9 protein-coding genes are annotated in these 15,039 nt (G+C 60.0%); 6 read left to right on the forward strand and 3 right to left on the reverse strand.

The features are described from left to right. Positions 1-189: 189 nt before the first annotated feature. The 5 genes from ASD36_RS07305 to ASD36_RS07325 all read left to right on the forward strand — a co-directional run bounded on the left by ASD36_RS07305 (position 190) and on the right by ASD36_RS07325 (position 9,052). Positions 190-3,786, forward strand: coding sequence for a FecR domain-containing protein (locus tag ASD36_RS07305; RefSeq protein WP_277995989.1), 3,597 nt, complete (start codon positions 190-192; stop codon positions 3,784-3,786). 8 nt (positions 3,787-3,794) lie between these two features. Continuing rightward, positions 3,795-5,774, forward strand: coding sequence for a CHASE2 domain-containing protein (locus ASD36_RS07310; RefSeq protein WP_060502986.1), 1,980 nt, complete (start codon positions 3,795-3,797; stop codon positions 5,772-5,774). 323 nt (positions 5,775-6,097) lie between these two features. Beyond that, entirely contained in the window at positions 6,098-6,556 is a 459-nt protein-coding gene (locus ASD36_RS07315; protein ID WP_060502962.1) for a hypothetical protein, read from the forward strand. Positions 6,557-6,821: 265 nt separating this feature from the next. Beyond that, the gene (locus ASD36_RS07320) at positions 6,822-8,438 is read left to right on the forward strand and encodes a SulP family inorganic anion transporter (RefSeq protein WP_082512007.1); all 1,617 of its coding nucleotides are present in this window, start codon (positions 6,822-6,824) and stop codon (positions 8,436-8,438) included. Beyond that, complete coding sequence (locus tag ASD36_RS07325; RefSeq protein WP_060502963.1) at positions 8,435-9,052, forward strand: ParB-like protein; 618 nt, start codon at positions 8,435-8,437, stop codon at positions 9,050-9,052. Before ASD36_RS07320 ends, ASD36_RS07325 begins: the two co-directional genes overlap by 4 nt. 40 nt (positions 9,053-9,092) lie before the next feature. On the opposite strand, the gene ASD36_RS07330 is transcribed toward ASD36_RS07325, so the two are convergent. Next, on the reverse strand, positions 9,093-12,179 hold the full coding sequence (locus ASD36_RS07330) for an efflux RND transporter permease subunit (RefSeq protein ID WP_060502964.1): 3,087 nt from the start codon (positions 12,177-12,179) through the stop codon (positions 9,093-9,095). Continuing rightward, the gene (locus ASD36_RS07335; protein WP_082512008.1) at positions 12,176-13,408 is read right to left on the reverse strand and encodes an efflux RND transporter periplasmic adaptor subunit; all 1,233 of its coding nucleotides are present in this window, start codon (positions 13,406-13,408) and stop codon (positions 12,176-12,178) included. Before ASD36_RS07335 ends, ASD36_RS07330 begins: the two co-directional genes overlap by 4 nt. 303 nt (positions 13,409-13,711) lie before the next feature. Here ASD36_RS07335 and ASD36_RS07340 point away from each other — a divergent pair, with 303 nt between their 5' ends. After that, positions 13,712-14,470, forward strand: coding sequence for a Crp/Fnr family transcriptional regulator (locus tag ASD36_RS07340; RefSeq protein ID WP_060502989.1), 759 nt, complete (start codon positions 13,712-13,714; stop codon positions 14,468-14,470). Here the strand turns inward: ASD36_RS07340 and ASD36_RS07345 are convergent. Further along, positions 14,451-14,954, reverse strand: coding sequence for a hypothetical protein (locus ASD36_RS07345; RefSeq protein ID WP_060502965.1), 504 nt, complete (start codon positions 14,952-14,954; stop codon positions 14,451-14,453). The genes ASD36_RS07340 and ASD36_RS07345 overlap by 20 nt on opposite strands. Positions 14,955-15,039 lie beyond the last annotated feature (85 nt).

Raw genomic sequence — 15,039 nt, forward strand, 5'->3', positions numbered from 1 at the left:
TCGTCAGGAACAACCAACAGTTCTGCATTGTGTTTCCTTATTTCGACACTTGCCACGCAAAGCAGAATCAGGACCGCCGCCCCACTTGACTTTTGGGTTACTCAAACTCAGTGATTATCCGTGCATTCTTGGGGAAACTGCATGAAATATACGCCGGTTGGTGCTGCCTTGGGAGTGCTCTGTCTCGCCATGCCGGCGCAGGCTGACCCTTTGCCGCGCCCATCCCCGGCTGCCGGGTCGGTCATTGCCCGCAAATCCGGCGAGGAAGTGCGCTTTGTCGATATTTCCGGCTGGCGTTATGTCGATCTGCAGCAGGCCCTTTTGAGCGGCGACGTGCTGCGCACCAACGCAACCGGCCAGCTTGCCGTTCTCTTCTCAGACCGCACCCAGGTGCGGCTTGGCCGCAACACCTCGCTGCTGGTCAAGCGGATGGGCGGCACCGGCGATACAGGGCTGGAGCTGCAATCCGGCACCATCTGGGCTCGCGCCGAACGCGGCGGCCAGGGCGTGGTGATCGACACGCCGGCAGCGGCGGCCGCCATCCGCGGCACGGACTGGACGATGACAGTCGGCGCCGACGGCAAAACGTCGCTGATCGTGCTGGACGGTGTGGTCGAGCTCAGTAATGCGCAGGGCAGCGTCACGGTCTCACAGGGCGAAGGCGCCGTTGCGGCAATCGGGCAAAAGCCGTCAAAGATCGTCATCGCCAAGCCGAAAGACAGGGAACAGATGCTGTTCAATCTGTCGCTGAGGAGCGCATTCCAGTGGATGCCGGCAACGCCATTGATCGTGCCGCAGATGCGCAAGGAACGCGACCGCCTCGAAGCGGAAGAAGCTGGCGCGCGTTCGGCGGAAGATTGGTTGAGCCTGTCGGAAATCTATCTTTCGCTGGAGGGAAAAGAAAAGGCGAAGGCTGCCCTCAATCAGGCGCGCGCTCAAGGTTTGCGCGGCTCTCAGATCGCACGCGCCAACTTGATCGACGCTTTGATCGCCGGCTCGGAAAACCGCTACCGGGACGCCGCGGCGTTGTTTGAAAAAGCAAGACCGGGGCTTGACGCCAAGCGCAGTGCAATTGCGGCCTATGGCGGTTATTTTGCTCGCTCACTTGCGGACCCCAATCATGTCGAGCAGCCTCCCCGGCTCACCAACAGCGGCTATGCCGGCATGGCGAAGGCCTGGACTGCCGGTTTCCGCGAAGATATTCCGGCAGCCCTGGAAGTCATCAAGGAAAGCGAGCGCAATACGCCCGGCGACCCGACTTTACCCGGCGCCCGTGCCCAACTCGGCATCATGCTGGCTGACGAAAAAGAGGTTGTCGATGGGTTTGAGCGCGCGCTCGCAATCGATCCGGATGATCCGACCGGCCTCGAAGCCCGAGCGAACTACAAGCTTTTTATCCGAAGCGACCGGCAAGGCGCGCTCGACGATCTGAATCGCGCCCTTAGAACCGCACCTGGCTCCAGCTCTATCTGGAACACGATCGGCCTTGCCCAAAGCGACAGAGACGCCAACCGGGAGGCTGAAGCCGCCTACAAAAAGGCAATCGAGCTCGATCCGCTGGACCCGGTCAGTCACGCCAATCTCGCACTTTTGTATCTCACGGAAGGGCGCATGGCCGAGGCCAAACATGAGATCGACGAGGCCTTGCGGGTCGATCCATCCTTTGACATCGGGCTGATTGCGCGCGGCCGGTACTATTTACAGCGCGGCGAAATGGACAAAGCGGTGCAGGATCTGCTCGCCGGCTCGACCGCAAATCCCGGCTACTCGCAAGGACAGCTGATGCTGGCCGCCGCCCTTTATGAGAAAGGCGATCGGATCCCCGCCGCCCAGGCGCTAGACAATGCCGGGCGGCTTGATCCCCACGATCCGGTCATTGCTTCCGTCCGGACGTCAATGGCCATTCATGAATACGACTCCGACAACGCGATACGCTATGCGCAGGAGTTCTTGAGATTGGGCCGTGCCCGCGGCGGTGATTTCATTTCGTTCAGCGCCAACCAGAGCGCCGGTTCAGTTCTCAACGACGCATTCCGTCTCCAAGGGCTAGACGCCTGGGGGCAGTATTACGGCGATGCGGTGTTTGATCCTTTCACCGGTACGTCCTATCTGGACCAATCCGTGCACGGCAGCGTCAACCCATTCGCCAACACCTACGCCTATGGCGGGAACGCGACGGACTACGTTCAGAATGGCTCCAGCTATTCCTCCTTCATCCAGGCTTTGATGCTCGATCCGCATATGCTCGCCAGCAGTGAGCGTACATTAATGCTGGTCAACTCGCCATTTATCGAGACGTCCCTCGTAGGTGGATTCAACACGAGCGGCAGCGACACTGACTGGCTTGCGGAAGGACAGGTACAGGGTTACGCCAACGCGGTATTTCCAGTCAGTTTCAATATCAACGCACGATGGGAAACGACGCCATTTTCCGGGCGCTTCCCCGGCGATCTCGGATATTATGACGGCAGCACCGAAGTCAAAACGGCGAATGGATATCTTACGGCGTCACCCACGCCAGATGATCGCATCGTTTTCTACGCCAACTATTTGACAGACAATTTTCTACAGAACACCAGCCTGTTCAGCTCCACACCGGCACCAATAACCTACCTTATCGACCGCGACGATGAATCAAGAACGACAGGAGCCGGTATCGGCTGGAGTCACACAATCGAGCATCGTAACATCGTCAATTTGGCTTTGTTCTATGGCGACGAACGCGCAGATATCGGGACCACCCTGGGAACTGACCTCGGCAGCCTATCCTCAATCGACACAAGCAAACAGAGAACCTATATTGCCGCAATCAATCACACCCTCGGCTATGATGACCTGACCTGGCGCTACGGCCTCGAAGGCGGCTGGGCCGACACGTATTTCCGCCAAGAGATTAATGGCATTCCACTCTATGAGCCGCTTGAGGGGCGTTATGATATTGGAAAAGCCTATGTCGACGTCTTGCATGATATCAGCAGTAGCCTGAGGGCGGAGTATGCCCTTTTCGGCACCTATATCAGCGGCGAAAATGTCGAAGTTAGCCGATTGGAGCCTCGCGCGGGATTGGCCTGGACACCGATAGAGGGACATTGGCTTCGCGCCGCCTATATGCGTGAGAGCTACGACTTCAGTGCACCGACATTGTCGCCGATTGGCGTTGTTGGAATTCAGCCTAATGCCTATGGAATAGGACTTGATGGCCGCGCCGATACGATTGCCTTGCGTTGGGACGCGGAATGGTCTGATCGATTTTTCACCGCAGTCGATTTTCAGCACCAGGATCTGCATAAGGTATCGATTGCCTTCCCGCAAACATCGCCACTTCCTTATATTCCGGGTTCAGCGTTGGGAACGGCCTTCCAAACAGACGAAGGCCGGATCGACAGAGCGAGCCTGACTGCGAACTTGGCCGTGGGCCATGGTTTTGGGCTATCGGGAACGATTGCCCGGACCAGTTCCGAGGATCAGGATCCAGCAAGCTTGACGTTCGGCGACTCCTTACCCTTCATACCCGAAACATCCGGGCAGGCGGCAATCACCTGGGTTAATCAGGCGAATATCAAGGTGATGCTTGCCGCGAACTACGTGGGGAAACGCGATACCGGGTTGAAAACAAAACTGGATGGCTATTGGACAATTGATGGCAACCTGACATGGGAGCCATTCGACAAACGGTTCGTCCTTGAGTTGGCCGCCTACAATCTGCTCGACGAAGAATTTGACGTGGCTCCACTGACACCGGGCTGGGGACGTTCGTTCAGAGGCTCGCTCAAAGTGCGCTTTTGATGACAAAAATGGCGAAAGAGCCCATAGCCGAGAACCGCTTCAACATCGGCACAGCAGCCCGCCGCAGCGGGCGCCGCCGCGCTGGCCTTGCCATACTTGCCGCTCTTGTCACAGTAATTCTCTCCCTCGCTTCGCTCACGTCTCCCTTCTCGCTCATCGAACTGCGCAGCTTCGACTATCTATCCACGCTTGCCCCGCCGCCCCTTCCCGAAGACGGCCCCGTCATCGTTGCCATCGACGAGCCCTCAATGACCGAGATCGGCAGCCAGTGGCCGTGGCCGCGTGCCTTGCATGCACGGTTGATCGAGGCACTGCGCGCCGCCGGTGCGAAGGCCATCGGCATCGACGTGATCTTTGCCGAGCCTTCGGCCACGCCGGAAAATGACGCGGCTCTTGCTGAGACGCTCGGTCCCGATGTCGTTCTGGCCGGTGATGAAACGCTGATCGAGACGCCCCATGCCGACCAATTCGTGCGGACGGAGCCGTTGGCAGAGTTTGTTGCCCGCGGCGCTAAAACGGGCATCGCCTCGGTTCATCTGAGCGGTGACGGAACATTGCGGCAGGTGCCGGGCTATGCCGACGGTTTTGCCGCACAATTGGCCGAGGTTGCCGGCCGGCCAAAACAGCCAGTATCCGGAACCGCCCTTCTCCAGACATTCGGCCCGGCACGAACCTATCCGACGGTGTCGTATTACCAGGCGCTCGATCCCGGCCAATTCCTGCCGGACGGTCTCTTGCGCGATCGCGTCGTCATTGTCGGCCTCAGTCTGCAGAATGCACCGACCCTCAAGGATGGCGGTGCCGACGCTCTTGCCACGCCATTCACCGTCCACACCGGCCATCTGGTCTCGGGCGCCGAAATACAGGCGACGATCTTCGACAATATGACGCATAGCCTGTTCATCACCAAACCGGGACAAGGAGCGGTCATTGCAGCGATTGCGCTTGGAGCATTGCTGGCCTCGGGCGTGGTTTACCGGGCAACCGGATGGCAAACCATGGTGGTGAGCATGGCCGTGCTGATCCTGCTGATCGCCGCGAGCTACGCGCTGTTGCGGCTTGGCCATATCTTCGTCTCGCCGGTCGGCCCGGCACTGGCATACCTGTCCGTTGCCGTCAGCCAGACGGCGCTCGACTACGCAGCCGAGCGGCGCAGCCGCCGCGATATCACCCGGGCCTTCTCGCGCTATCTGTCCCCAGCGCTGGTCGAGCGCCTTGCCGATGACCCGTCGCAATTGAAACTGGGCGGCGAACGCCGGACGCTGACCATCCTCTTTTGCGACGTGCGTGGCTTCACCACCATTTCCGAGGCGCTGAAGGACGACCCCGAACAGTTGACGACGCTGATCAACCGGCTGCTGACACCGTTGTCCGACATTGTGCTCGAAAACGGCGGCACCATCGACAAGTATATCGGCGACTGCCTGATGGCCTTCTGGAACGCGCCGCTCGACGATCCCCACCATGCCAGCCATGCGGCTGGCGCGGCGCTGAAGATGCTCGGAGCGATCGAGCGCCTGAATGAAGACTTGCGGCGGGAGGCTGCGGACGCTGGTATCGAGGCACGGGTGCTGAAGATCGGTATCGGCATCAACACCGGTGACTGTGTCGTCGGCAATATGGGGTCGGCGCGCCGTTTCGACTATTCCGTGCTCGGGGATGCCGTCAATCTCGCCTCCCGTCTCGAAGGTGAATCGAAGAATTACGGCGTGCCGCTTTTGCTCGGCGAACTTACGGCATCGCTCTGCGCCGCGGATTTCACCATCGCCGAACTCGACAGCATCACCGTCAAGGGCCGCACCACGCTATCGCCGATCTTCACCATACTTCCAGCGCTCAAGGCCGGGCCGCTTGAAACGCACCGGCAGTTGATCGCCGCCAAATATGCCGGCAGCTTGACCAGCAACGATCCGGCCTTCCCCGAACTCGAACATACGATCCCCCACCTTGCCGGCTATTACCGCCTGCTCCGGTCAAGACTGACTTGAAGGTCAGGCGAGATTTCTGCTCTTCCTGGATCGGAAGCCAGTTCCGCCCAAAAATGGAAGTTCGTATCGACAGCCGCGCTCCGGTTTGAGGGTGCCCGTCCCTGCATCAAGTCACGCTTCCCCCTCCCGCAATTGATCGAAATTGTGGCAGGCACGGGAATCAGAATATTACTTTAATTTAACATGATCTTACTGAGATAGAGCAGTATATTCCAGATCGAAGCTATGTATTGCCGGCGGCCATCGCACCGCGACGCGACACTATAGGATAGCTTCCTATCGAGAGACGTTTCAGCAACGTCGTTATATCAGAGGTAACGCAAATGTTCTCTTTTGCAAAAACCGCAGCAATCTCCGCGATTTTCATCACGACCTCCATGGGGGTCGCTTTCGCCGGCACCCACGGCGAACCCGGCCGCGACCATGATCACCATAACGGGTTCCACGACCGCTCGATGCTGGGCGACAACGACATCACGACCGACGTCACCCCGAGCCCAACCTATATTGTTCCGGCCTATGCGCCTGCTTATGTCCACCAGTCGCGGCTCAATACGATCCTTGCCGAACTCCGGGCCGACAACCGCACCATGAACGCAGACAGATCACGCGGCCTTCTGACAAGCGCTGAATATCAGCGCCTGAGAGCCGACGATGCGTGGATACGCCACGAAGCCATGACCGTGGCTGATCATCACAACGGTGCGATACCGGCAGCTCGCTACGCTGCCCTGCAAAATCAGGCCGAGCAGCTTCACGCCAACATTCACCGAATGGCATGAAGGCCTGCCAGCCCCGAGCATACAGCATCGCCTGCATGTTCGGGGCTGGCATGTATCCGGCATCGCAAACCGGACGATCTCCGTGGTCCGTTCAAATGGGGAAGTTCAAACCTTAGCCCATTTCGCAAATCTGCCCAGCAACATGGATCACTCCCACTAAAGCCGCGATGAAGAACTGCCCGAAGCGCCGTTGCGGCGCAAAGCCTGATGCAAGGCAACCTGTGATATTGATCCTATCTCGAAAGCGGAGGAGAGCCGGTCCGTCATGCGCAAGGGAGACTGGATTGCGGGTCTGTCGGTCGCGGGATTGATGCTGCCCGAAGCTGTCGCCTATGCCGGGATAGCCGGTCTGCCGCCGCAGCGGGCGATCTGTGCGGCGATTGCCGGCTGTCTTGCCTATGGACTTATTGGACGAAGCCGGTTTGCGATCGTCAGTCCCACCTCCTCCTCCGCCGCCATCCTGGCGGCAACGCTGCTGACGATGCCGGGCTCCGCCGACGACAAAACGGTGCTTGCAACGATCCTGGTCGCTCTTGTCGGCATTCTCTTCCTGATCGCTTCGATTGTCCGGCTTGGAAATCTGGCAGGATTCATATCACGGCCCGTGCTGCGCGGTTTCGCGTTCGGGCTGGCGATCACGATTATCCTGCGTCAGATACCGGTTCTGACCGGTGTACAGGTTAATACCTCAAATCTGCTGTATCTGGTCACCGGCCTGATTTCGTCGGTGCCGCAATGGCATATGCCAAGCGTTCTTGTCGGCGTGACCGCGCTTGCTGCGCTGATCGGGCTTCGCCGCGTTCCCATTCTACCCGGGGCGTTTCTGGTTCTCTGCGCTGGCATCGCCACTTCGGCCCTCTTCGATCTTTCCCGTCACGGCGTTGCCCTTGTCGGGACTATCCCGCTTCTGCCGGCTTGGCCCGATTTCTCATCTCATCAATGGACGGAAGTCATAGCACTTCTGCCCTTCGTCTTGCCGTTGGTACTCATCCTGTTTGCCGAATCCTGGGGCACTATCCGTTCGTTTTCGCTGCGCCACAATGAGACCGTCGAAGCAAACCGGGAGCTTGGCGCGCTTGGTCTCTCAAACCTCGCCAGTGCCATCGTCCAGGGCATGCCGGTCGGAGCCGGGTTCTCGGCCGGAGCGGCAAGCGAGGCTGCCGGCGCGCAAACCGGGGCGACCGCGGTCGTCGCGGCGCTCGGGCTGACGCTGCTGATTGCCTTTGCCGCCGCACCTGTCGCACTCCTGCCCCAGCCGGTCTTGGCAGCGGTGGTCATCGCTGCATTGACCCATGCACTCGATCCCATGCCGTTGTTGCGCCTGTGGCGGCTAAAACGCGACGGCTATATCGCACTGGGTGCTGCTCTCGGCGTGCTGGTGTTTGGTGTCCTCGACGGCATGCTGGTGGCAATCGCATTGTCGCTGGTAGCGCTGCTCAAGCGCCTTGCATCGCCCTATGTGGCACGTCTTGGACGGCTCGCCGGAGGCCACGACTTTGTCGATATCGCCCGCCATTCCGACGCATTCCCGGTTTCCGGGGTCACCGTCTGGCGGCCGGCGCAACCTTTGTTTTTCGCCAATGCGGATGCCATTTTGAACACGATCGTCAGCCGCGTTCGAGCGGACGGCCGCAGCAAGTGCGTTGTCGTCAGCCTCGAGGAAAGTTTTGATCTGGACAGCACCGCACTCGATGCGCTGCTGGAATTCGACACCGCATTGAGAGCCGCCAGCAAGCGGGTGCAATATGCCCGCGTGCATGACCAGGCCCGCGATCTGATCATGGCGGCAGCACCTGAGCTTGCAAGCCGCTGCAGCGTCAGCGTCGATGATGCTGTTTCAGCCGTTCTGACCCAAGCATCCAGCACCCGAGGTGCCCCATGACACAAACCTACGAACCCCACCTTCAACCCGTGGCGATAGCAAGCCTGCGGCCAACGCAAATGACGGTCGGCTTTCGCGAAGTCGCCGAAAAACGGCTGGAATGGCGCGAGATTGCCGGGCATGACGGCGCCGATTTTCTCGGCCGCCATATGGTTCCCGTCGTCATTGGCTGGAAGAAGCGTAGCTATCTGATCGATCATCATCATCTCGTCAGGGCATTGCAGGAAGAAGGCGTAGCGCATGTCCTGACCAGCGTCGTTGCCGATCTCAGCGATCTCGCGAAACCGGAATTCTGGTCGGTGATGGATCACTATCGCTGGAGTTACCCCTTCGACGCGGCAGGCGAGCGGCAACCGCATAACAGCCTGCCCAAATCAATCGGCGGGCTGACCGACGATCCCTACCGGTCGCTGGCTGGCGCAGTTCGCCGCGCCGGCGGTTATGCCAAGGACAATACGCCGTTCAGCGAGTTCATGTGGGCGGATTTCCTCAGAAGCCGCATCGATGTGAAACTGCTGCACCGGGATTTCAAAGACGCCGAAATTGCGGCTCTCAGGCTCGCGCGGACCAAGTCCGCAAAGCATCTGCCCGGTTGGTGCGGCCCAAGCGACTGATCTGCCGACCGCAAACCGATAGCGGCCAGTCTCCGAGCGATTACTCCGCGGCAACAATGGCGCCCTTGCGTGACCAGAGCGACCGGACGACGGCGGACACCCGTTCGATCTCGGCGAAGATGACCGGCGTGATGAACAGCGTCAGTACCTGACTGACCAGCAACCCGCCGACAACCGCCACCCCGAGAGGTTGGCGCAGCTCCGAGCTGGCGCCGGTTCCGACGGCGATCGGCAGTGCGCCGAGAAGGGCGCAAAACGTCGTCATCATGATCGGCCGGAAACGCCGGACGGCCGCCAGATGAATGGCCTCGTGCGGTTCATGATGCTGGTCGCGCTGCAATGTCAGCGCCACATCGATCATCATGATGGCGTTCTTCTTGACGATACCGATCAGCATCAGCAGGCCGACTAGCGCAATGATCGACAGATCGAATCCGAAAATCCTCAATGTCAGCAGCGCCCCGAATGCTGCCGACGGCAGGCCGGAGAGAATGGTCAGCGGGTGCAGGAAGCTCTCGTAAAAGACGCCGAGCACCACGTAGATGATCAGCACCGCTGCGCCAATCAACAGCCCGGTATTGCCGCTTGCCTGCTCGAAAATCTGGGCGGCACCGGCATAGTTTGTCGTGACCGTTGCAGGAAGTTTGATCTGCTGCTTGAGCGCATCGACGCGCGCGGTCGCAGTCCCGAGCGATACGCCCTTCGGCAGATTGAAAGACAGGGTGACGGCCGTCAGCTGTCCCGTCTGATTGACGGTGACCGGCCCTGCTTCTCGCGTTACCCGCGCGAAGCTCGACAGCGGCACCAGCGTTCCCGACGAAGATGCAATCCGGATTGCCGATAGCGACTGCTCGTTCCAGTCCAGCGACTGATCATATTCGATAATCACGTCATAGCTGTTGCCGGTGGTCTGGATCTGCGTGACGACGTAACTGCCGAAGGCTGCCTCCAGCGTCGTGCGCAACGCCTGCGAGGAGATTCCGAGACTGTTTGCCCGATCGTTATCGACGGTGACATGCGCCTGAAGCGCGTTGTTCTGCAGATCGGTGGCAACATCGACAAAATGGGCAGGGTCTGCCCGCATCGCATCGCCCAGCGTCTGCGACCATTGCCGTGCCGCGGCAGCATCAATCGATTGCAGAACGACCTGGTAGAGGCTCTGGGTGCTGCGCCCGCCAAAGCGCAGGCTCTGCTGGGGCGTGATGAAGGTTTTCAATCCGGCAATCTCTGACAGCGAATGCCGCAGGGCCTGCAGGGTCGTATCAAGCGGCGGACGCGTATCGCGCGGTTTCAGCTGAACGAGAAGAGAACCGGCATTGAGTGCCGATCCACCTGGCCCGGAACCAAGGGTCGAGGTCACGTGTGCGACGGACGGGTCGCTGGAGACAATGGCGGCCGCACGGGCCTGCAACACGCTCATCGCCTGATAGGATATGTCCTGCCGCGCCTGAGTCGAGATTGTCAGGATGCCAATATCCTCTGAGGGGAAGAAGCTTCGCGGCAGGCTGGCGAACATCCATCCGGACGCGACAAACGTGGCAGCGAAGACCAGCATGACGATTGCTCGATGGTTCAGGCACCAGCCGACGGCCCGGCCGTAGGCGGCGGTCACTCTGTCGAACAGACCCTGACGCTTCGGCTCCTGCATATCCCGGTGCGGCAACCGGGCCGCAAGCATCGGGGTGACGGTCAGCGATACGGTGGCCGAGGACAGGATCGCCAATGTGACGACGACCCCGAACTCGTTGAGCACGCGCCCGACGATGCCGCCCATCAACAGGATGGGCAGGAAGACGGCGACCAGCGAAATCGACATCGAAATGATGGTGCCGGTGACTTCGCGGCTGCCCTCGATGGCCGCCTCAAGCGGCGCCATGCCCTCCTCCACCTTGCGAACGATATTTTCCAGCATGACGATGGCATCATCGACCACAAGACCGACCGAGAGGGTCAGGCCGAGAAGCGAAATATTGTCGATGGAAAAACCGAGCGCATACATCGCGGCCAGTGTCGCCACCAGCGACAAAGGCACGGCGAGCGCCGGGATAAGTGTTGCCGAAACGCGCCTGAGGAACAGGTAAATGACCAGAACCACGAGCCCAATGGTGATCATCAGCGTCGTCTCGACATCGGCCACCGCCGCACGGATCGAGACTGAGGCGTCGTTGACGATGTTGATGTGCATGTTGGCAGGAAGGTTGGCCTGCAGGTTCGGCACCTTGGCCAGAATGGAATCGACCACTACCACGGTGTTGGCACCGGGCTGGCGCTGCACGGCAAGCGCGATGGCCGGCTTGCCGTCAAGCCAGCTACCCTGATTGACGATCTGTACGCTGTCGACGACATCCGCGACATCATCCAGCCGGACGATGCGGCCGCCGGGCTGGGCGATGATCAGTGTTTTGAACGCCTCGGCATCGCTGCGCTGGGTCGCGACATCCACCGTCAGTGCCTGCGATTTGTTTTGCAAGGTGCCGACAGGGGATTGATCGTTGGCGACAGCAACCGTCGCCGCCAGCCCATCCAGCGAAAGGCCGCGGCTTTCCAGCTTGTTCGGATCGACCTCGATCCGTACCGCATAGGCCTTCGCGCCAAACACCTGCGCCTGCGCCACGCCGGAAATGGTCGAGAGCGCCGGGGAAATGATGTTTTCTGCGACGTCGTCCATTTTCGTCAGCGAGGCACCATCTCCGGTCAAGGCCAGGATCAAAACCGGCGCATCGGCAGGATTGGCCTTGCGATAGCTGGGCGGCGCCGTGAGGTTGTCCGGCAATTGCCGTTGGGCTCTGGCAATCGCTGCCTGCACATCGGCCGCAGCGGCATCGATATCGCGAGAGAGATTGAACTGGATGGTGATCTGACTGTTGCCGAGCGACGAACTGGCACTGATCGTATCGATCCCGGCGATGGTCTCGAACTGCTTGATCAGCGGCGTAGCGACGGAACTGGCCATCGTATCCGGCGAAGCGCCGGCGAGCTGTGCCGTGACATTGATGGTCGGGAAATCAGCCTGTGGCAGGGCGGCGACAGGCAGGTTGGTGTAGGCGGAAGCCCCTGCGAGCAGAACACCAACGATCAGGAGGATGGTCGCGACGGGACGCCGGATGAAGATTTCGGAGATCTTCATTCGATCGCTCCGCCTTCAGCCATCGTTTCAGGTGCTACCACCGGCGCCGATACGATTTCGACTGGTGTTCCCTCTACCAGGCCCGCCTGTCCTTCGGTGACGACGATCTCGCCCGCCTTCAGGCCAGTGGCGATGCCGGTCGTATCCCCAACGCTGAAAGCGACCTTCACCTTGCGCACCTCAACGGTCTTGTCCTTTCTGACGACGTAGCAGACGGCACCGTCGCTCTGCGGCTGCACCGAGACTGTGGGCACCAGGACCAGGTCCTTCTGCTCACCGGCAGTGACCGTGACACGCAGCGACTGTCCCGGCCAGAATGTCCCGTTGGCATTATCAAGACGCGCCCGCATCTTGAACGTGCCGGAGGGTGCATCGACCGCATTGTCGATGAACACAATCGGTCCAGTCTCTCCTGCCGTTTTATCCTGCGACAGGGTGGGGGAAATGCTGACATTCAGTTGCCCGTCTGCAAGCGCCTGACGGGCGAGAGCCAGATCCGTTTCGGGTAGCGTGAACTCCGCATAGACCGGCTTCATCTGCGTCAGCGTGACGATATCCTCACCCGGCGCGACATAGGCCCCGGGCGACAACAGGATCACCCCGAGCTTACCGTCGAAGGGTGCGCGCACTTGTGTTTGCGTCAGCGCCACCTTGTCGGCAGCCAGCGTGGCACTATCGACGCCGATTGCCGCTTCCGCCTGTTTGGCGGCCGCGATTGCATCATCATATTGCTGGCGGGTCTCTGCGCCGTCATTGCTCAACGCCTCTACCCGCTTGAGGTTTGTATTGGCTTCGTCGAGTGCTGCCTGATCCTTGGCAAGCAGGGCGGTGTCCCGCGCTATGTTCGCATTGATCGTGCGATCGTCGAGTTGCACCAGCAAGGTGCCCGCGGTGACTTCGGCACCGTCCTTGACCAGGATCTGCGCGACGGTGCCCGATGCCGGGCTCGAAAGAGCGGTGGACGCGAAGGGGACAATGGTTCCGAGCGAACTGCGCGTCACCGGCAGCGCGCCGGCTTTTGCGGCCGTCGTAGTGACGGTCACGGCGTTGCGCACATGTCCGGTGGCTGCCGTCGCTTTATCTGCTTCGCTGTTCGGCTTGCTTTCGGCGGAATCGATCGAAAGAAGGCGTGCGATCGGGTCTGGCAAATAGCGGCCGAGTTCTGCGCGGCCAAGAAAGACACCAGCAGCAACAACAATCACAACAAGAAGTGAATTCCGGTACCGCATGTTGTTTTCCTTCGATGGCAACAACGCTTTTGCCGAATACTCGGATTATCCGAATACTAACGGTTATCAATGACCTCGAACCGGGCAACACGGTGTCAGGAATGACCAGGCCAGAATTAAATTCTGTTTAGAATTCCAATGATGATCTTGTCAGAACTGCCTGATCCCGGGGCCGGTTGATTGGCATATCCGCCGGACGATCGGCGCCGCACGGGCGACCCGCGACGAAAGGTCCGCGATGCCAGCCAACTTCGCAGCGGCAAAGGCCGGTGGAATCTGCTAATACGTGTTCCAGTTGCAAATTTGACCAAGCATTGGGGAACCAAACTGTCTGAAACGGCCCGGATCGATATCCACAACTCCGAGACGCCCATTCTCTGTCGAAGCTGCGAAGTGCGTCACAAGGGATTGTGCGGCGCGCTTGATGCCGGGCAGTTGCTTGCCATGGCAAAGCACACCCGCATGACCCGCCACGAGGCCGGCAAACTGCTGGCCGGCGAGGAAACGCCGATCCAGTCCTATGCCAACGTCATGCGCGGCGTCGTCAAGCTGACAAAGGTGCTTGAGAACGGCCGCCAGCAGGTCGTCGGCCTGCAGTTCGCGCCGGATTTCCTGGGCAGACTGTTTGGTCGGGAGAATGCAGTGACGGCAGAGGCTGCGTCCGATGTCGAGCTCTGCGAAGTTCCCCGCGCCGCCTTCGAGCGGCTGGTGGCCGAATATCCGCAGATGGAACACCGGCTTTTCGCTCAGGTTTTGCGCGAGCTCGATGAAGCCCGGGACTGGATGGTCACGCTTGGACAGAAGACCGCGGCCGAAAAGGTCGCCAGCCTATTGTATCTGATCGCTGGCCATATCAACCCATCAACCGGCACCGAAACACGCGACACCGCCGAGTTTGATCTGCCTTTATCGCGCATGGACATTGCTGAATTTCTCGGTCTGACGATTGAGACAGTTTCGCGCCAGATCACCAAGCTGCGGACCGAAGGGGTGATTGCCGTAGTCGCCAACCGCGAGATCACAGTCCCGAGCCTCAGCCGCCTCAAGGCTCGCTGCGGTTAACCGGCAACGCCGGGGCTGCGCAAAGCATTGGGAGCAAAACGGTGCAATCAAACCGGATGCGCCGCCTGGCGCAATCGAAATAGGCCCGCAGCATGTAACCGAGCGTTTCCGGTGACGGTTTGACCAGCCCTGTACCAAACGCGCGCAGAGCATCGCAGAGCTCTTCGGCATAGCATTCCTCCTCGATCTGCTCGTAGTGGATCTGGTCGAGGATTTCCGGCAGACCAAGCGGCATTCGCCCGCATTTCGCAATGAATGGAAGGATGATTTCCTCTTCCAGGCGATGTACGGCCGTCAGGATCGGCGGGATCGCCCGGCGAAGATGCAGGCATTCACCGTGCGCGACATTGTCCGGCAGCCGGTCTGCAAGACTTTCCAGGGCATCGCACAGGACCATCTGGTCCTTGAGTGCATGTTCCAGCCGATCAAGCGCCGGATGAATTCCTGTTATAACCTTTTCCCATCCCGGCAGCTTCGCGTCCATCGATGGCCCTCCCCGGTTCGGCATTTGCCCGTGTCGCAGCGAACATGCCGCCGTTTCCTCTGCCTGATGAAACATCCACGCGCCT

This window comes from Rhizobium sp. Root1334 (assembly GCF_001426665.1).
In the GTDB taxonomy this organism is placed as follows: Bacteria; Pseudomonadota; Alphaproteobacteria; order Rhizobiales; family Rhizobiaceae; genus Pararhizobium.

Excerpts from the sequence above, each read along its gene's own strand:
- ASD36_RS07305 (WP_277995989.1), top strand. The coding sequence starts at position 190 with ATGCCGGCGCAGGCTGACCCTTTGCCGCGCCCATCCCCGGCTGCCGGG.
- ASD36_RS07310 (WP_060502986.1), top strand. The coding sequence starts at position 3,795 with ATGGCGAAAGAGCCCATAGCCGAGAACCGCTTCAACATCGGCACAGCA.
- ASD36_RS07315 (WP_060502962.1), top strand. The coding sequence starts at position 6,098 with ATGTTCTCTTTTGCAAAAACCGCAGCAATCTCCGCGATTTTCATCACG.
- ASD36_RS07320 (WP_082512007.1), top strand. The coding sequence starts at position 6,822 with ATGCGCAAGGGAGACTGGATTGCGGGTCTGTCGGTCGCGGGATTGATG.
- ASD36_RS07325 (WP_060502963.1), top strand. The coding sequence starts at position 8,435 with ATGACACAAACCTACGAACCCCACCTTCAACCCGTGGCGATAGCAAGC.
- ASD36_RS07330 (WP_060502964.1), bottom strand. The coding sequence starts at position 12,179 with ATGAAGATCTCCGAAATCTTCATCCGGCGTCCCGTCGCGACCATCCTC.
- ASD36_RS07335 (WP_082512008.1), bottom strand. The coding sequence starts at position 13,408 with ATGCGGTACCGGAATTCACTTCTTGTTGTGATTGTTGTTGCTGCTGGT.
- ASD36_RS07345 (WP_060502965.1), bottom strand. The coding sequence starts at position 14,954 with ATGGACGCGAAGCTGCCGGGATGGGAAAAGGTTATAACAGGAATTCAT.